The 15317-nt window shown below is 72.1% G+C and carries 17 protein-coding genes; 13 read left to right on the top strand and 4 right to left on the bottom strand.

What is annotated here, in order from left to right; genetic code table 11:
* Nucleotides 1–12 precede the first annotated feature (12 nt).
* From ACXR8F_RS11125 to ACXR8F_RS11135, 3 genes are read left to right on the top strand one after another with little or no spacing between them, the layout of a single operon-like run.
* Nucleotides 13–612 carry a DUF5998 family protein gene (locus ACXR8F_RS11125; protein WP_045192512.1) on the top strand — a complete coding sequence of 200 codons (600 nt, stop codon included), beginning with the start codon at nt 13–15 and terminating at the stop codon, nt 610–612.
* Nucleotides 613–620: 8 nt separating this feature from the next.
* Nucleotides 621–1769 carry an alkaline phosphatase family protein gene (locus tag ACXR8F_RS11130; protein ID WP_045192511.1) on the top strand — a complete coding sequence of 383 codons (1149 nt, stop codon included), beginning with the start codon at nt 621–623 and terminating at the stop codon, nt 1767–1769.
* Between the two features lie 11 nt (nt 1770–1780).
* The gene (locus tag ACXR8F_RS11135) at nt 1781–2473 is read left to right on the top strand and encodes a thymidine kinase (RefSeq protein ID WP_045192510.1); all 693 of its coding nucleotides are present in this window, start codon (nt 1781–1783) and stop codon (nt 2471–2473) included.
* 14 nt (nt 2474–2487) lie between these two features.
* On the opposite strand, the gene sepH is transcribed toward ACXR8F_RS11135, so the two are convergent.
* A complete protein-coding gene (gene sepH, locus ACXR8F_RS11140; protein ID WP_458800446.1) occupies nt 2488–3870 on the bottom strand; it encodes a septation protein SepH in 1383 nt (460 codons plus the stop codon).
* Between the two features lie 120 nt (nt 3871–3990).
* On the opposite strand from sepH, the gene ACXR8F_RS11145 reads away from it, so the two are divergent.
* The 3 genes from ACXR8F_RS11145 (at nt 3991) to ACXR8F_RS11155 (ending at nt 6782) form a co-directional block, all read left to right on the top strand.
* A complete protein-coding gene (locus ACXR8F_RS11145) occupies nt 3991–4626 on the top strand; it encodes a trimeric intracellular cation channel family protein (RefSeq protein WP_045192509.1) in 636 nt (211 codons plus the stop codon).
* A gap of 62 nt (nt 4627–4688) precedes the next feature.
* The gene (locus ACXR8F_RS11150; RefSeq protein WP_458800449.1) at nt 4689–5813 is read left to right on the top strand and encodes a ferrochelatase; all 1125 of its coding nucleotides are present in this window, start codon (nt 4689–4691) and stop codon (nt 5811–5813) included.
* A gap of 9 nt (nt 5814–5822) precedes the next feature.
* Nucleotides 5823–6782 carry an inositol monophosphatase family protein gene (locus ACXR8F_RS11155; RefSeq protein WP_458800451.1) on the top strand — a complete coding sequence of 320 codons (960 nt, stop codon included), beginning with the start codon at nt 5823–5825 and terminating at the stop codon, nt 6780–6782.
* 115 nt (nt 6783–6897) lie between these two features.
* Here the strand turns inward: ACXR8F_RS11155 and ACXR8F_RS11160 are convergent, their stop codons facing one another.
* Entirely contained in the window at nt 6898–7083 is a 186-nt protein-coding gene (locus tag ACXR8F_RS11160; RefSeq protein ID WP_045192506.1) for a hypothetical protein, read from the bottom strand.
* Nucleotides 7084–7440: 357 nt separating this feature from the next.
* On the opposite strand from ACXR8F_RS11160, the gene ACXR8F_RS11165 reads away from it, so the two are divergent.
* The 5 genes from ACXR8F_RS11165 (at nt 7441) to ACXR8F_RS11185 (ending at nt 10377) form a co-directional block, all read left to right on the top strand.
* A complete protein-coding gene (locus ACXR8F_RS11165; protein ID WP_030146251.1) occupies nt 7441–7740 on the top strand; it encodes a DUF4193 domain-containing protein in 300 nt (99 codons plus the stop codon).
* 62 nt (nt 7741–7802) lie between these two features.
* Entirely contained in the window at nt 7803–8345 is a 543-nt protein-coding gene (gene dut, locus ACXR8F_RS11170) for a dUTP diphosphatase (protein WP_458800453.1), read from the top strand.
* A gap of 98 nt (nt 8346–8443) precedes the next feature.
* Complete coding sequence (locus ACXR8F_RS11175; protein WP_458800455.1) at nt 8444–9211, top strand: DUF3710 domain-containing protein; 768 nt, start codon at nt 8444–8446, stop codon at nt 9209–9211.
* Nucleotides 9212–9257: 46 nt separating this feature from the next.
* Nucleotides 9258–9650 (top strand): OB-fold nucleic acid binding domain-containing protein, encoded by a 393-nt coding sequence (locus tag ACXR8F_RS11180; RefSeq protein ID WP_045192504.1) that lies wholly within the window; start codon nt 9258–9260, stop codon nt 9648–9650.
* Complete coding sequence (locus ACXR8F_RS11185; protein ID WP_458800457.1) at nt 9643–10377, top strand: DUF3159 domain-containing protein; 735 nt, start codon at nt 9643–9645, stop codon at nt 10375–10377. The genes ACXR8F_RS11180 and ACXR8F_RS11185 overlap by 8 nt, the downstream gene beginning before the upstream one ends.
* A gap of 48 nt (nt 10378–10425) precedes the next feature.
* On the opposite strand, the gene ACXR8F_RS11190 is transcribed toward ACXR8F_RS11185, so the two are convergent.
* Entirely contained in the window at nt 10426–11112 is a 687-nt protein-coding gene (locus tag ACXR8F_RS11190) for a potassium channel family protein (RefSeq protein ID WP_045192502.1), read from the bottom strand.
* Nucleotides 11113–11134: 22 nt separating this feature from the next.
* A complete protein-coding gene (locus ACXR8F_RS11195) occupies nt 11135–11797 on the bottom strand; it encodes a potassium channel family protein (protein ID WP_045192500.1) in 663 nt (220 codons plus the stop codon).
* A 169-nt stretch (nt 11798–11966) separates the two neighbouring features.
* Between ACXR8F_RS11195 and ACXR8F_RS11200 the strand changes: the two genes are divergently transcribed.
* Nucleotides 11967–13928, top strand: a complete 1962-nt coding sequence (locus tag ACXR8F_RS11200; RefSeq protein ID WP_045192662.1) for an APC family permease — start codon at nt 11967–11969, stop codon at nt 13926–13928.
* Nucleotides 13925–15199, top strand: a complete 1275-nt coding sequence (locus ACXR8F_RS11205; RefSeq protein ID WP_458800460.1) for a class I SAM-dependent RNA methyltransferase — start codon at nt 13925–13927, stop codon at nt 15197–15199. The genes ACXR8F_RS11200 and ACXR8F_RS11205 overlap by 4 nt, the downstream gene beginning before the upstream one ends.
* The last annotated feature ends 118 nt before the right edge of the window (nt 15200–15317 follow it).

Here is a 15317-nt window from a genome sequence, read left to right on the forward strand (position 1 = left end):
AAGGATGGGGTCATGCGACACGCGACCCAGGGCACCGGCCGAGCCCTTCCCCAGGACCTCACCGAGGCGATCACCCGAGCCGGCTACTACCCGTCGCTGGTCTGCGACGTCGTCGAGTCGGCCATCGCCGACGACGAGGTCGTGTCGCACCTCGTGCACCAGGAGACGACCTTCGACCACGAGACGGTGCGTCGTCACGTCACCGTCCTCGTCGTCACGCCGCTGCGCCTCGTCATCGCCCACGCCGACGACCACGCCGAGTCCGAGGACAAGCTGATGGCCACGGCCACCACCGAGACCGTGCCGCTCGCCGCGGTGCGGGGCGTCATGCTGACGCACGTCGTGACCCAGCCCGACACCTTCACGCCGGGCACCCACGGTCGCGACCTCACACTGACGCTCGGCTGGGGCGCCGTCAGCCGCCTCGACATGATCCCCGCCCAGTGCGGCGACCCCGACTGCACCGCCGACCACGGCTTCGAGGGCACCATCGCCTCCGACGACATCTCGCTGCGCATCAGCTCGGCCGCCGACGGCGAGGACGCCGTCGGCAACGCGATGCGCTTCGCGCGCGTGCTCTCCGCCAGCATCGGCGGCGGCACCGCGCACTGACGCTGCCGATGACGACCCCGTCCCCGGGCCCCACCGACTGGTCCCGCGGCACGCTCGCCTCCGTCCTGCCGTCGGTGGCCGACCGGCTGGGCGTGCCGAAGTATGCCGGCCGAGACGTCTTCGACCTGCCCCCGGCACCGCGCACCGTCGTCGTGCTCGTCGACGGGCTCGGCTACGACCTGCTGCGCCAGCGCGGCGGCCACGCACCGTTCCTGCGCAGCCACCTCGGCACGGCGCACCGGGTGCCCTGCGGCTTCCCGACCACGACGGCGACGTCGATGGGCACCTTCGGGACCGGGCTGCCACCAGGGGCGCACGGCCTCGTCGGCATGCAGGTGCTCGACCCCGCCACCGACACGCTGCTCAACGAGCTGTCGTGGGAGGACGGCCCCGACCCGCGCACGTGGCAGCCGAACGAGACGGTCTTCGAGGCCGCCGAGAACGCCGGCGTGTCGGTGACGATGGTGGGGCCGCACTACTTCGACGGCTCCGGCCTCACGCTCGCCACCCTGCGCGGCGGGCAGTTCCGCGGGGCGCGCACGCTCGACGAGCGCGTCGACGCGGCGGTGGCGGCGGTGCGAGCGGCACCCCGCTCGCTCGTCTACCTCTACTGGGGCGAGGTCGACAAGATCGGCCACGTGCACGGCTGCCAGTCGTGGCAGTGGGGCGACGAGGTGGAGGCCGTCGACGCTGCGCTGCGACGACTGGCCGCGCGGGTCCCCGACGACACCTCGGTCGTGGTGACGGCCGACCACGGCATGGTCGACATCCCGTTCCACGACCGCGTCGACCTGGTGGACGAGCCGGGCCTGATGGCCGGCGTGCGTCACCTCGGGGGCGAGCCGCGCAACCTGCAGCTCTACGCCGAGCAGGGCGCCGCCGAGGACGTCCGGCGTGCGTGGACCGACCGCCTCGGCGACCGGGTGCAGGTGCTGACCCGCGAGCAGGCCGTCGACGAGGGCTGGTTCGGTCCGGTGCGCGCCGGCGTGGCGGGTCGCATCGGTGACCTCGTCGTCGTGACGCGCGGGTCGTTCGCCGTGGTCCACTCGGGGCTCATGCGCAAGGAGCTCGTCGCGCTGCTCGGCCTGCACGGCTCGACCAGCGACGCGGAACTCGCCGTGCCGGTGGTCGTGGTGCCACCCCGCCGTGGCACCTAGGGTGGTGCCTCGTGGCTGAGCTCGTCTTCTTCTCCGGAACCATGGACTGCGGCAAGTCGACGCTCGCCCTGCAGATGGACCACAACCACGGTGCCCGGGGCCGCGTCGGCCTCATCTTCACCAAGATGGACCGCGCCGGCACCAACGTCCTCAGCTCCCGCCTGGGCCTCTCGACGGGGGCGCTCGAGGTCGGTGACGACCTCGACTTCTGGGAGGAGATCGTCGGCCGGGCGACCGCCGGCACGCGGATCGACTACCTCATCTGCGACGAGGCGCAGTTCTACACCTGCGACCAGGTCGAGCAGCTGGCCCGCATCGTCGACGAGATGGAGGTCGACGTCTTCGCGTTCGGCATCACCGCCGACTTCCGCACCGAGCTGTTCCCCGGGAGCAAGCGCCTCATCGAGCTGGCCGACCGGGTGCAGGTGCTTCAGGTCGAGGCCCTGTGCTGGTGCGGGCGGCGCGCGACGACCAACGCCCGCGTGCTGGACGGCGTCATGGTCGTCGAGGGCGAGCAGGTCGTCGTGGGCGACACGAAGCCGGGCACGACGGGTCTCGTCGAGTACGAGGTGCTGTGCCGGCGCCACTACATGCGGCGCATGACGTCGCACGCCGCGAGGGCCGCCGCCATCTCGCCCGAGGTGCTGCCGTTCGACCTCGACGTGTGCCCTCTGCCGCCGCTGCCGATCACCCAGGCCGACTGAGGGCTCGCGGCCGGTCAGTCGGTCTTGCGGCCGAACATGATGTCGTCCCAGCTGGGCACGCTCGGCCGACCCGACTTGCGCGCCGGTGGGGCGGGCTTGGGCGCCGGTCGGGGCGACGGTCGCGTCGACGGTCGGGGCGCGGGAGCGGCGGCTCGCTGCGCGACCACGTCGGCGTAGTCGTCCTCGTCGGCACGGTCGGGCGGGTCGGGCTCGTCGTCCCCGTCGTGCCCTTGGTGCCCTTCGTGCCGTTCACGCTCGTCCGCGCCGGCAGTGGTGGTGGCGGGGTCGGGACGGGTGTCCTGCTGGGCGGCGTCGTCGGTGGCGTCGGTGACGTCGTCCTGCGGCCCAGCCGGGGCCTCGTCGACAGGACCGTCGTCGCGGTGGTCGGGCCGCGCCGGGGTCTCGGGTGCCTGGACCTGCTGCAGGGGGCGGGTGCGTTCGGCCGAACGGGTGCGACGTGCGGCGGCGGCCTCGCCGACCCGCTGCTCGGCCGACCCGGTCTTGACGACATCGGGGTCGTCCTCGGGGTGGGTGTGGGCCGGCGGCGGCAGCTGCTCGCGGTGGTCGCCGGCCAGCTCCTCGAGTGGGAGGGCCTCCTCGGGCACCGAGTCGAGGCCCGGCACTTCGGCGGACTTGGGCCTGCGCCGTCGACCTCGCTGGGCGCTGCGCTCGCGCATCGCGGCCATGAGGTCGACGGTCTCGCCCTCGCGACGGCGCGGCGTCGGCGCCGTGATGCCGCCCTCGGCCTCGAGGTCGTAGACGTGGCTCGGCCTGGTGGGGGCGGTCAGGTGCGGCGCCGGGATGGGGCCGGGCGCCTGGACGTCCTCGTCCTCGCTGAGCCACCGCGCCTCGTCGTCCACCGCTGAGAGGGTGCGTGCCAGCGGGTCGAACTGCCATGCCGCCTCGCGCTGGCGCCCTCCAGCGTTGAAGACGAGCAGCACGGTCCACGCGCTCTTGTCGGTGCGGCGGGAGTCCCAGCTCGCGGAGCCCTCGTCGATCTCGCGGCTGCGCAGCCGCTCGGTGACGCGTGCGTCCAGGGTGGGGGCGGCGCCGTGGGACCCACCGCGGGCACGGAGCCTGGTCTGGCGGGCCAGGCCCGCGACGTGCTCACGCTCGGCGAGGATCGGGCCCTCGTAGCGGTGGACCTTCTCGACGGACCAGCCGGCGCGTTCGGCGACCTCCTCGGCCGTCAGGCCGGCGCGGATCATGGACTGGACGTCCTTGGGGCGCAGGCCTCCTGACACCTCGATCTGCAGCTGGCCGAGTCGGGGGCGGTCGCGACGGGCAGCGGCCCGGAGCCCCTCGTCGAGGGGGAGGGAGAAGCGGTTGCCGTCGTCGTCGGCCAGCAGCAGGTGCAATCCGTCCTCGTGGACGCCGACGAGCCTGAGGTGCTGCATGGGTGGGTCTCCCGGTAGCGAGTCTGCGGGGTGGTGCGGATCCTGCTGTGCAGTCGAGCATGCCACCGGCGTGGGTGCCCACCAAAGCGACCACGCCGCACGGGTACCGTTTGCTCTGGCATGCCAACCACCTTCACGTCCGCCCAGCTCGCCCTCGACCTCGTGGGCGTCTTCGTCTTCGCGCTGTCCGGCGGGCTCGTCGCCGTCAAGAAGCGGTTCGACCTCTTCGGTGTGCTGGTGCTCGCGTGCGCGGCAGCTCTCGGCGGCGGCATCATGCGCGACCTGCTCATCGGCAGCGTGCCACCGGTCGGCATCAGCGACTGGCGGCTGCTGACGGCGGCCGCTCTCGGCGGGCTGGTCACCTTCCTCTTCCATCCGGGCGTCGAGCGCGTGACGCGTTTCGTACGCGTGCTGGACGCCGCCGGCCTGGCAGCCTTCGCGGTCGCCGGCAGCCTCAAGGCGATCACCGCGCCCGGGGTCTCACCCGTCGCGTCGGTGCTCATCGGCGTCATCACGGCCATCGGCGGCGGCATCGTGCGCGACCTGCTGGCCGGGCAGGTGCCGGAGGTGCTGCGCCGCGAGCTGTACGCCGTGCCGGCCATGCTGGGAGCGCTCATCGTCGTCGTCGCGGCCCAGATGGGCTCGCTGCAGGACTGGGTGCTGTGGACCTCGGCCGGCCTCGTCTTCGCCGTGCGCATGGTGGCCGTGCGCCTCGACCTCAACGCGCCGACGCCGCTGCGCTCCACACCCACCTGAGAGCAGCACGGCTCCGAACGACTGCCGACAACCCCCGTGGCCCACGATCCGATGGCGGAGAGATGACAGACACACCGCAGACACCGCACCAGTCCGACGAGAACGCCCTCGCGCCCTACGACGCCGTGCTGCTGCTCGGTTTCGGCGGCCCCGAGGCACCCGATGAGGTCATGCCGTTCCTGCGCCGGGTGACGGCGGGTCGGGGCATCCCCGACGAGCGCCTCGCGGTGGTGGGGGAGCACTACCACCACTTCGGTGGGCGCAGCCCGATCAACGACCAGAACCGGGCCCTCATCGCGGCCCTGCGCGGCGAGCTCGACAGCCGGGGCATCGACACGCCGATCGTGTGGGGCAACCGCAACAGCGCGCCCTTCATCGACGACGCCTTCCGCGAGATCCACGCGGACGGCCACCGGCGGGTCGTGGTGCTGACCACGAGCGCCTACTCCTGCTACTCGTCGTGCCGCCAGTACCGCGAGAACCTCGCCGACGCCGCCGCGACCGTCGCCGAGGAGGGCATCGAGCTGACGATCGACAAGGTCGCCCAGTACGCGCCCCGCCCCGGCTTCGCCGCGGCCAACCTCGACGAGCTGGTGCGCTCCCTCCGAGCGCTCGACGGGGCGCCGGACCGGGAGATCGCGCTGCTCTTCGTCACCCACTCGATCCCCGACGCGATGGACGACAGGTCCGGCCCGGGCGACGGCGAGGGCAACCTCTACCGCCGTCAGCACCTCGCGCTCGCCTCGCGGCTCGCGCAGGAGGCGGGCCGGCTCCTCGGCCGGGACCTCACCGGCGAGCTCGTGTTCTGCTCACGGTCCGGGCCGCCTTCGCACCCGTGGCTCGAGCCCGACGTCAACGACCGGCTGCGCGAGCTGGCGGCCGAGGGCGTGCGCACGGCCGTCGTCGCCCCGATCGGGTTCGTCAGCGACCACATGGAGGTCGTCTACGACCTCGACACCGAGGCGCAGGAGACGGCCGACGAGCTGGGCGTGCGCCTCGTGCGCGTGCCCACCGTCGGCACCTCGCCGACCTTCGTCGGCGACCTCGTCGACGCCCTGCTCGAGCGAGCCGCCGAGGCGCGCGGCGAGGCGGTGCCGCAGTTCGAGGGGCGCCGCCCGTCGGTCTGCGAGCCCGGCTGCTGCCCGAACCTGCGGCACGCCCGACCTGCCCTCTGCGGCAGCGACTGAGAGGTCCGCATGAGCACCGCGCGCACCGCCCCCTCCCTGCCCACCGGGGTCACCGTCGAGGAGCTCGAGCGGCTCTGCATCGAGCTCGCGACGGAGGCAGCCCGTTTCATCCGTGACGAGCGGCCGCCTCGCATGGGGGTCGCCGCCACGAAGTCGACCGAGACCGACGTCGTCACCGTGATGGACCGCCGCTCCGAGGAGCTGCTGCACCGGCTGATCCAGCAAGCGCGTCCCGAGGACGGCATCCTCGGCGAGGAGGGCGCCGACGTCGACGGGACCTCGGGCCTCACGTGGGTCATCGACCCCATCGACGGCACCGTCAACTACCTCTACGAGGTGCCCGCGTATGCCGTGTCGGTGGCCGTCGTCGTGGGGGACGCCCGGGCGCAGGGCGGCTGGACCCCGGTCGCCGGTGCGGTGGCCGATCCCTGCCTCCGGCTGGTCCACCACGCCGGCGTGGGCACGGGGGCGTGGACCCGTCCCGAGGGCCACCTCCCCGACGGGCCCGACGACTCGGGCGACTCGGGCGACGCGGGCGACGCGGACGACTCGATCGACACGGACGACACGGACGACTCGGCGGGCCTCGCGGTGAGGCGGCTCGCTGCCTCGGCAGAGGACCGGCTGGGTCGCACCCTGCTCGCCACCGGCTTCGGCTACGCCCCCGAGGTGCGGGCGCGCCAGGCCGACGTGCTGCGCCGGGTGCTGCCCCTGGTGCGCGACATCCGTCGCATCGGCAGCGCCGCCCTCGACCTCGTGCGCGTTGCCGACGGGTCGGTCGACGCGTACGCCGAGACCGGGCTCAACGCGTGGGACCTCGCCGCCGGGTGGCTCATCGCCGAGGAGGCGGGCGCCGTAGTCGTCGGCGAGGGCGACCATCCCGGCAAGGCGCTGACCGTCGCCGCAGGACCTGCCCTCGTGGAGCAGGTGAGGGAGCTCTTCCTCGCCGGCGCCGACCACGGGGACTGAGCCGACGCGCCACCAACCACACGACGAACGCCCCTCCGGCAGGACCGGGAGGGGCGTTCGTCGTCTGACGCGGCGGACGGCATACGTCCGCGGGGGCGACGCGGCTCAGGCAGGCTCAGGCAGCGCGGAACGGCTCGAGCTCGGGAACACGGATGCCGTTCTCGGCAGCGAGCCGCGCGAACGACTCGAGCTCTCCCGTGTGCACCTGGATGCGGTAGTCGTCGCCCACCCGTCGGGCGTCCGCGAGGTCGCCCAGCGCGTCGTTGACACGTTGCCTGATCTGGTCGACGAACTCGGTCATGTGCCACCTCCGGGCCTGGTAGTCGATCGGGTCGGGTCCGGAGACCCTACCGCGCTGTAGGACCTCCAATGTGCACCTGCCCAGGTCGGTGGATGGCAAAGGGTAGGTGAACTGTTGGTCCGAAAAGGGTAGGTGTGCCCAGAGTTGGTGGGTCCCGGTGACCGCCTCGTCTCAGCCGTTGGCGGGTGCGACGTGACATCCCGGCGGCGATCGGGCACCATACGCGCACGCGGACATGTTTCGTGGGTGTGACAACGACGTCGACACCGTGTTTTCCCTCGGGAACAAGCACGGGCCTGCAAGCGTTCTCCGCGTCACAGACCGCAAGGCGCAGCACGAGTAGAAGCGAGACGACACATGGCAACCGATTACGATGCGCCACGCAAGACCGACGACGACCTGAACGAGGACTCCATCGAGGAGCTCAAGTCGCGTCGGGTCGACAAGACGTCGTCGAGCGTGGACGTCGACGAGACCGAGCAGGCCGAGGGTTTCGAGCTCCCGGGTGCCGACCTCTCCGGCGAGGAGCTGTCGGTGCGGGTCCTGCCCAAGCAGGCCGACGAGTTCACCTGTGGGCGTTGCTTCCTGGTGCACCACCGCAGCCAGCTCGCCAAGGAGAGCAACGGCATGATGATCTGCACGGAGTGCGCGGCCTGAGCGCCTTCGAGCCAGTCAGGCAGCAGCCCCGGCAGCACGTCGGGCAAGTAGGGTCGGTCCTCGTGACCGACCCTTGTGCTGTCCCCGGCGAGCTCGCCGACGTTCTCACCGACGCTCTGCCGGAGGTTCCGGTCCGTCTCCTCGACGCCGACCTCCCGCTGCCCGGCTACGCGCACCCGGGCGACGCCGGCGCCGACCTCTGTGCCCGCGTCGACGTGACGATCGAGCCGGGGGAGCGGGTGCTCGTGCCGACCGGGGTCGCGCTGGCCCTGCCCCCCGGCCACGCCGGTTTCGTGCACCCCCGGTCGGGTCTCGCGGCGCGCCACGGGATATCCATCGTCAACGCGCCCGGCACCGTGGACGAGGGCTACCGCGGCGAGATCCTCGTCAACCTCGTCAACCTCGACCTGCGCGAGCCGTTCACCGTGCGACGAGGTGACCGGATCGCTCAGCTCGTCGTGCAGCGGGTCGAGCGCGTGCGCTTCGTCGAAGTCGATTCGCTCGACCGGACCAGTCGGGGGGACACTGGACACGGATCCACCGGAGGGTTCGGTCCGGGGGCTGCCAGCTCGCCGACGGCGGGGGAGACGCCCACCGGGGCGTGATCATCGGATACGGTTCGCCGGGCGCTGCGTCAGCGCCGGCGACGACATGGCTGGGCAGGGCGCCCGCCGAGCCGCAGGACTTCAAAGGACGGAATGACGTGGGACTCTTCAGCCGGGGCAAGTCGAAGGACCGCCCGGACACCGCCGTGGACGCCGAGGCCCTGGATGCCGAGGTCGACGACCTCTCCGACGACCGGGACGAGCTCTCTGACACCGCCGACCACGGCGACGGCGGCCGTGAGGGCAAGGCGGGCCCGTTCGACCGTGCTGAGGTCGACGACGACAGCGACTACCTCAACCTCGGCGCCATCTGGTTGCGCGGGCAGCAGGGCATGGAGCTGCGTCTCGAGATCAACGAGCAGGAGCAGCAGATCACCGGCGTGACCGCGGTCATCGGCGAGTCCGCCGTGCAGCTGCAGGCCTTCGCGGCGCCTCGCACCGAGGGCGTCTGGGTCGACATCCGCAACGAGATCGCGGCCAGCATCGTCGACGCCGGCGGCACGGCCGAGGTGCTCACCGGCGAGTTCGGCGAGGAGCTGCTCACGCGGATGCCGCAGGCGGGACCCGACGGCCGCACCGTCTTCATGCCGGCTCGCTTCGTCGGCATCGACGGCCCGCGCTGGTTCCTTCGCGCCGTCGTGTCCGGCCGCGCCGCCATCGAGCCGGCCGCCGCGGACTCGGTGCACGAGGTCATCCGCACGGCCGTGATCGACCGTGGCGAAGAGGCCATGCCGCCCCGCGAGCTGCTGCCGCTGCGCCTGCCCGACGCCGACGGCACCGCCCAGGCCGAGCAGCCGGGCACCGACTCGGGCGGCACCGACCTCAACCCGTTCGAGCGCGGTCCCGAGATCACCGAGGTGCGTTGATGGCCGGCCCGTGCCCTCCCGCGCCGTGTCCCGACCGGACCCTCTCGTGAGCACGGGCCAGCCCGGCGCCCTGCGGCGCCTCACCCACCGCCTGACCCGCTCGTCCCACGAGCTCGAGGCCGACGAGCTGCGCCGCGAGTCGATCGACCAAGGTGTCGTCCACATCAGCGACGCGCGGCAGCGCACGAAGGTGACCATCCTCGGTGAGGTGCGCTCGGTGACGCTGCGTCCCCGCGACGAGACCCCTGCCCTCGACGTCGAGGTCTGGGACGGCACCGAGTCGCTGCACCTGGTCTGGCTGGGGCGGCGGCGCATCGCCGGCATCGTGCCCGGCATCAAGATCCAGGCAACTGGCCGCATCACCACCCGCCGGAAGGTCACGACGATGTTCAACCCGGCCTACGAGATCATCGGCCGGCCCGGGCAGCAGCATGGCTGAGGCCGACCGCGGCACCCCGGTCCCCGGATCCGAGTCGGACGGCGACGGGATCGCCCGGTCCGAGGCCGACCTGCGCCGCTACGAGACCGTCGAGGAGCTGCTCCGCGACAAGCTGTCGGAGGCCATCGGTGGCTGGCGCGGCGCCATCGAGTCGGCGCTGCCCGTGGTGGCCTTCACCATCGCCTGGGCGCGCACGCAGGACCTCCGCACCGCGCTCATCGTCGCCGGAGCCGGTGCTGTGCTTCTCCTCCTGGTCCGCCTGGTCCAGCGCCAGGATCCTCGCTTCATCGCGTATGCCGCTGTGGGAGTGGCCATCTCGGCCTTCTTCGCCCTGCGGTCCGGTCGCGCCGAGGACGCGTTCCTGCCCGGGATGCTCCAGAACGCCGGGCTGCTCGTGCTGTTCCTCGTGACGAACCTGGCGAGGTGGCCGCTCTTCGGCTTCGTGGTCGGCGTCGCCGAGCCCGAGGCCTTCGCGAAGGACCCCACGTGGTGGCGCCGCCATGCCGGCATCGTCACCGTCGCGGCTCGTCTCACCTGGGTGCTCATCGCCCTCAACGTCCTGCGGCTGGCCATCATGGTGCCGCTCTACGTCGCCGAGCAGGTCTCGGCGCTCGGCGTCGCGAAGGTCGTGCTCGGCTTCCCGGCCTACCTGCTCGCCGTGACGGCGATGGGCGCGATCCTGCTGCGGGGGCACACGCCGATCGACCCGAACCGCGCGCCGGCCTGAGCCGCGCCGGCGCGGAGGGCGTGACCGGTTCGGCCCCGCGGGGCCGGGTCAGCCGGCGTCGTTGATGCGGTGCCGGTCGTCGGGTGCGACGAGGTCCTGGAGCCGAGCCTCCTGCTCGGGGGTGGTGATGAAGAGCAGCTCGTCGCCGGCCTCGATCGCGTCGTCGGGCGTTGGGGCCAGCGGCCGCTCGTCGCGGATGATCGCGACGAGCACCGTGTCGGTGGGCCAGTCGACGTCGCCGACGCGGCGACCGGCGAACCGGCTGCCCTCGGGGAGCGTGATCTCGACCATCGAGGCGCGTCCCTGCTGGAACTCGAAGATGCGCACGAGGTCACCGATGCTGACGGCCTCCTCGATGAGGGCCGTCATGAGCCGCGGCGTCGACACGGCGACGTCGACGCCCCACGACTCGTCGAACATCCACTCGTTCTTCGGGTTGTTGACGCGGGCCACGGTGCGCGGCACCCCGAACTCGGTCTTGGCCAGCAGCGAGAGCACGAGGTTGGCCTTGTCGTCACCGGTGGCGGCCACGCACACGTCGGACTCCTCGAGGCGGGCCTCCTCGAGGGCGGCGAGCTCGCACGCGTCGGCGAGCAGCCACGACGCCTCGGGCACGCGGGAGGCCTGGACGTCGTCGGCGTCCTTGTCGATGAGCAGCACCTGGTGCCCGTTGCCGAGCAGCTCGCGGGCGATGGACCGGCCGACACTCCCGGCCCCGGCGATGACGACGCGCATGCTTGTTCTTCTCCTGTGCCGGTCAGTGGGCGGCGGGGGCCGAGTCGCAGAGCCGCTCGACGCGGGCGAGCTCCTCGCTCTGCACCGCGAGGTGCACGAGGTCGCCCTGCTGGACGACCATGTCGGGTCGGGGGAGGGTGCCCTCGCCGAGCCGCGTGACGTAGGCGACGCGGGCGCCGGTCTGGTGCTCGACCTCGGTGAGGGGGCGCCCGACCCAGGCCTCGGCGAGGGGCACCTCGGCGATGACGATCTTGCCGCTGGGGTCGGTCAGCTCGGGGACGGAGCCCTGGGGGAGGAGACGCTGGATCATCTGGTCGGCGGTCCAGCGCACCGTGGCCACCGTGGGGATGCCGAGGCGCTGGTAGACCATGGCGCGCTGCGGGTCGTAGATGCGTGCCGCGACGTGCTCGACGCCGAAGGTCTCACGAGCCACGCGCGCGGCGAGGATGTTGGAGTTGTCGCCGCTGCTCACGGCCGCGAAGGCGTACGCGTCACGGATGCCGGCGGCCACCAGCGTGTCGCGGTCGAAGCCGACCCCGGTGACGGTCTGGCCCTCGAACGAGGTGCCGAGGCGGCGGAAGGCCGAGGCGTCGACGTCGATGATCGCGACGTCATGGCCACCACGACCGAGAGTGCGGGCGAGGGTCGACCCGACGCGGCCGCATCCCATGATGACGAAGTGCACGGACGCGACGCTACACCGTGACGAGGCCGCCCACCGTGCAGGCGTGACGGGTCGCCCAGCCCTCGAACAGGTGGCTCACGCGGGGTGAGTGCGACCCGGCGATCCGTCATACAGTTGCGTCGTGCCCGGTACCGGTTCGCTGTTCAAGCGACTTCTCCTCGGCCGCGCGATGCGCAGCGACAAGCTGGGCGAGACGCTGCTGCCCAAGCGCCTTGCCCTGCCGATCTTCGCGAGCGACGCGCTGTCGTCGGTGGCGTACGCGCCCGACGAGATCCTGCTCATGCTCGGTCTCGCGGGCGGCGCGTTCGCGGTCACGCACAGCTGGCAGATCACCGTCGCGGTCGTCCTCGTCATGGTCGTCGTCGTCGCGTCCTACCGCCAGAACGTGCACGCCTACCCGTCTGGTGGCGGCGACTACGAGGTGGCGACCGTCAACCTCGGGCCCAAGGCCGGGCTCACCGTCGCGAGCGCACTGCTCGTCGACTACGTGCTGACCGTCGCCGTCTCCATCTCGTCCGGCGTCCAGAACGCCGCCACGGTTCTCGGCTTCGTGCGTGGCCGCGAGGTCCTCGTCGCCGTCGCGCTGATCCTGTTCCTCACGGCGATGAACCTGCGCGGCGTCCGTGAGTCGGGCAAGGCCTTCGCGGTGCCCGTCTACGCGTTCATGGTCGCCATCATCGGGATGGGCCTCTACGGCTTCATCCAGCACTTCACCGGTTCCCTCACGCCGGCCGAGAGCTCCTCGCTGACGCTCGTGTCGCAGCACGGCGACGAGCTGACGGGCATCGCGGCGGCGTTCCTGCTGCTGCGGGCCTTCTCCTCGGGCTGCGCCGCCCTCACGGGCGTCGAGGCGATCAGCAACGGGGTGCCGGCCTTCCGCAAGCCGAAGAGCGACAACGCCGCGACGACCCTGCTGCTCATGGGCGGCCTGTCGATCATGATGCTCAGCTCGATCATCGCCCTGTCCCAGTGGACCGGGGTCAAGATGGCCGAGGACCCCGCGACCCAGCTGCTCCGCAACGGCGAGGCAGTGGGCGACGGCTACGTCCAGCACACCGTGATCGGCCAGCTCGCCGAGGCCGTCTTCGCGAACTTCCACGTCGGCGTCGTCTTCGTGTCGATCGTCACGGGCCTGATCCTCGTCCTCGCTGCCAACACGGCGTTCAACGGGTTCCCGGTGCTCGGCTCGATCCTCGCCCGCGACGGCTACCTGCCGCGGCAGATGCACACCCGCGGCGATCGGCTGGCCTTCTCCAACGGCATCCTCATGCTGGCCGGTGCGGCGATCCTGCTCGTCATCGTCTTCAAGGCCGAGGTGACGGCCCTCATCCAGCTCTACATCGTCGGCGTCTTCGTGTCGTTCACGACCAGCCAGATCGGCATGGTGCGGCACTGGACCCGTCACCTGCGTCTGGAGCGCAACGCCAAGGAGCGCAGCCGGATGCAGCGCTCCCGCGTCATCAACGCGGTCGGCGCGGCGATGTCGGCGACCGTCCTGGTGGTCGTGCTCGCGACGAAGTTCCAGGCGGGCGCGAAGTACGCCATCCTCGCCATGGTGCTGCTGTTCGCCCTGATGCTCGGCATCCGCAAGCACTACAACCGGGTGCGCGACGAGCTCGCCATCGACTGGGACGTCGACCGGCCGATGCTGCCGAGCCACGTGCACGCCATCGTCTGCATCTCCAAGATCCACAAGCCCACGATGCGTGCCCTCGCCTACGCCCGCGCGAGCCGGCCATCGGTCCTCGAGGCGGTCACGGTCGACGTCGACCCCGACGAGACGCAGGCGCTGCTGACCGAGTGGGACAGGCGCGACATCCCGGTGCCGCTCAAGGTGCTGGCCTCGCCGTACCGCCAGATCACCAAGCCGATCCTCGACTACGTCCGCTCGATCCGCAGCGGCAACCCGCGCGACATCGTGACCGTCTACCTGCCCGAGTACGTCCTCGGCAAGTGGTGGGAGCAGGTGCTGCACAACCAGAGCGCCCTTCGGCTCAAGGCTCGACTGCTCTTCACGCCGGGCGTCATGGTCGTCAGCGTGCCGTGGCAGCTGCAGTCGTCCGAGGGCGCCGAGCGCGACTGGATCGACGAGCCGCCGATCAGCGGCTCGGTGCGCGGCGGGGCGCTGTGAGCGCACGCCGCACCCGCGAGCGCGCCGCTGGTGGCGAGTCGCTCGCCGGTCAGGAGTGGACGGTCGACGTCGGCCCGGTCGCGCACGGCGGGCACTGCGTCGCACGCCACGAGGGACAGGTCGTCTTCGTGCGCCACACGCTGCCCGGCGAGCGGGTCGTCGCGCGCGTGACGGAGGGGCGGGTCGGTGACAGCTTCGTGCGCGCCGACGCGGTCGAGGTGCTCGACGCGGCGCCGGGACGGGTCGAGCGGCCCTGCCCGTATGCCGTCCCCGGCCAGTGCGGAGGCTGCGACTTCCAGCACGCCACCCTCGACACCCAGCGCGCGCTCAAGGCGGACGTCGTCCGCGAGCAGTTCGCGCGCATCGCGAAGACCGACGTGTCCGTCGAGGTGCGCCCGGTCCCGGGCGACGAGGAGGGGCTGCGCTGGCGCACCCGCGTCGAGTTCGCCGTCGACGCGACCGGTCGCGCGGGCCTCCGGGGTCACCGGTCCCGCCATGTCGTGCCCGTGGAGGACTGCCTCATCGCCACGCGCGGGGTCATCGACTCGGGGGTGCTCGACACCGAGTGGCCCGACGTCGAGTCCGTCGACGTCGTCGACGCCGCCCACCCCGACGAGCCGGTGCTCGTGCCGGTGCCGGCGTCGACGTCGGACGCAGCGCCGGGCCCTGAGCCGACCGGTGGTCTCGTGGGGGAACGGGCCGTCGACGGGGACTGGGAGGGTGAGTACGTCGTGGCCGCGCGCGGCTTCTGGCAGGTGCACCCCGGCGCGGCCTCCACGTTCCTCTCCCGGGTCGTCGCCCTGCTGGGCGCCGAGCCCGGCGACAAGGTGCTCGACCTCTATGCCGGCTCGGGCCTGTTCACGATGCGACTCGGCGAGCTGGTCGCGCCTGACGGCTTCGTGCTGGGGGTCGAGGGCGACGCGCGAGCCGTCGACAACGGCATCGCCAACACCGAGCACCTCGACAACGTCGAGTGGCGCGCCAACCGCGTCGACCGCGAGCTGAGATCGCTCGTCTCGCAGGGCATCTCGGCCGACCTCGCCGTCCTCGACCCGCCGCGCACGGGCGCCGGCAAGGACGTCATGGCCCAGCTCGCGCGGCTGGCGCCGCGCAGGGTCGTCTACGTCGCGTGCGACCCGTCGGCGCTGGCTCGAGACGTCAAGGCGGCGGCCGAGCACGGCTACGCACTCGTCTCGCTCGAGGCGTGGGACGCCTTCCCGATGACCCACCACGTCGAGTGCATCGCGGTGCTCGAGCCCGCAGCCGACTGAGACGCCGCGCGCGCTCCGGCGACCCGGCACACCGGACGGGGGCGCCTCGCGGGCAGACAACGCCGCGCGCCAGGGACAGGATGGGCGGGTAGGGGTGGACTGACAAGGACCACCGCGT

The sequence above is a fragment of the Terrabacter sp. AAH1 genome (genome assembly GCF_054456855.1).

Bases quoted from the DNA above. Each gene is read 5' to 3' on its own strand.
- ACXR8F_RS11125 (WP_045192512.1), top strand. From the start codon at position 13: ATGCGACACGCGACCCAGGGCACCGGCCGAGCCCTTCCCCAGGACCTC.
- ACXR8F_RS11130 (WP_045192511.1), top strand. From the start codon at position 621: ATGACGACCCCGTCCCCGGGCCCCACCGACTGGTCCCGCGGCACGCTC.
- sepH (WP_458800446.1), bottom strand. From the start codon at position 3,870: ATGCAGCACCTCAGGCTCGTCGGCGTCCACGAGGACGGATTGCACCTG.
- ACXR8F_RS11145 (WP_045192509.1), top strand. From the start codon at position 3,991: ATGCCAACCACCTTCACGTCCGCCCAGCTCGCCCTCGACCTCGTGGGC.
- ACXR8F_RS11150 (WP_458800449.1), top strand. From the start codon at position 4,689: ATGACAGACACACCGCAGACACCGCACCAGTCCGACGAGAACGCCCTC.
- ACXR8F_RS11155 (WP_458800451.1), top strand. From the start codon at position 5,823: ATGAGCACCGCGCGCACCGCCCCCTCCCTGCCCACCGGGGTCACCGTC.
- ACXR8F_RS11160 (WP_045192506.1), bottom strand. From the start codon at position 7,083: ATGACCGAGTTCGTCGACCAGATCAGGCAACGTGTCAACGACGCGCTG.
- ACXR8F_RS11165 (WP_030146251.1), top strand. From the start codon at position 7,441: ATGGCAACCGATTACGATGCGCCACGCAAGACCGACGACGACCTGAAC.
- ACXR8F_RS11185 (WP_458800457.1), top strand. From the start codon at position 9,643: ATGGCTGAGGCCGACCGCGGCACCCCGGTCCCCGGATCCGAGTCGGAC.
- ACXR8F_RS11190 (WP_045192502.1), bottom strand. From the start codon at position 11,112: ATGCGCGTCGTCATCGCCGGGGCCGGGAGTGTCGGCCGGTCCATCGCC.
- ACXR8F_RS11200 (WP_045192662.1), top strand. From the start codon at position 11,967: ATGCGCAGCGACAAGCTGGGCGAGACGCTGCTGCCCAAGCGCCTTGCC.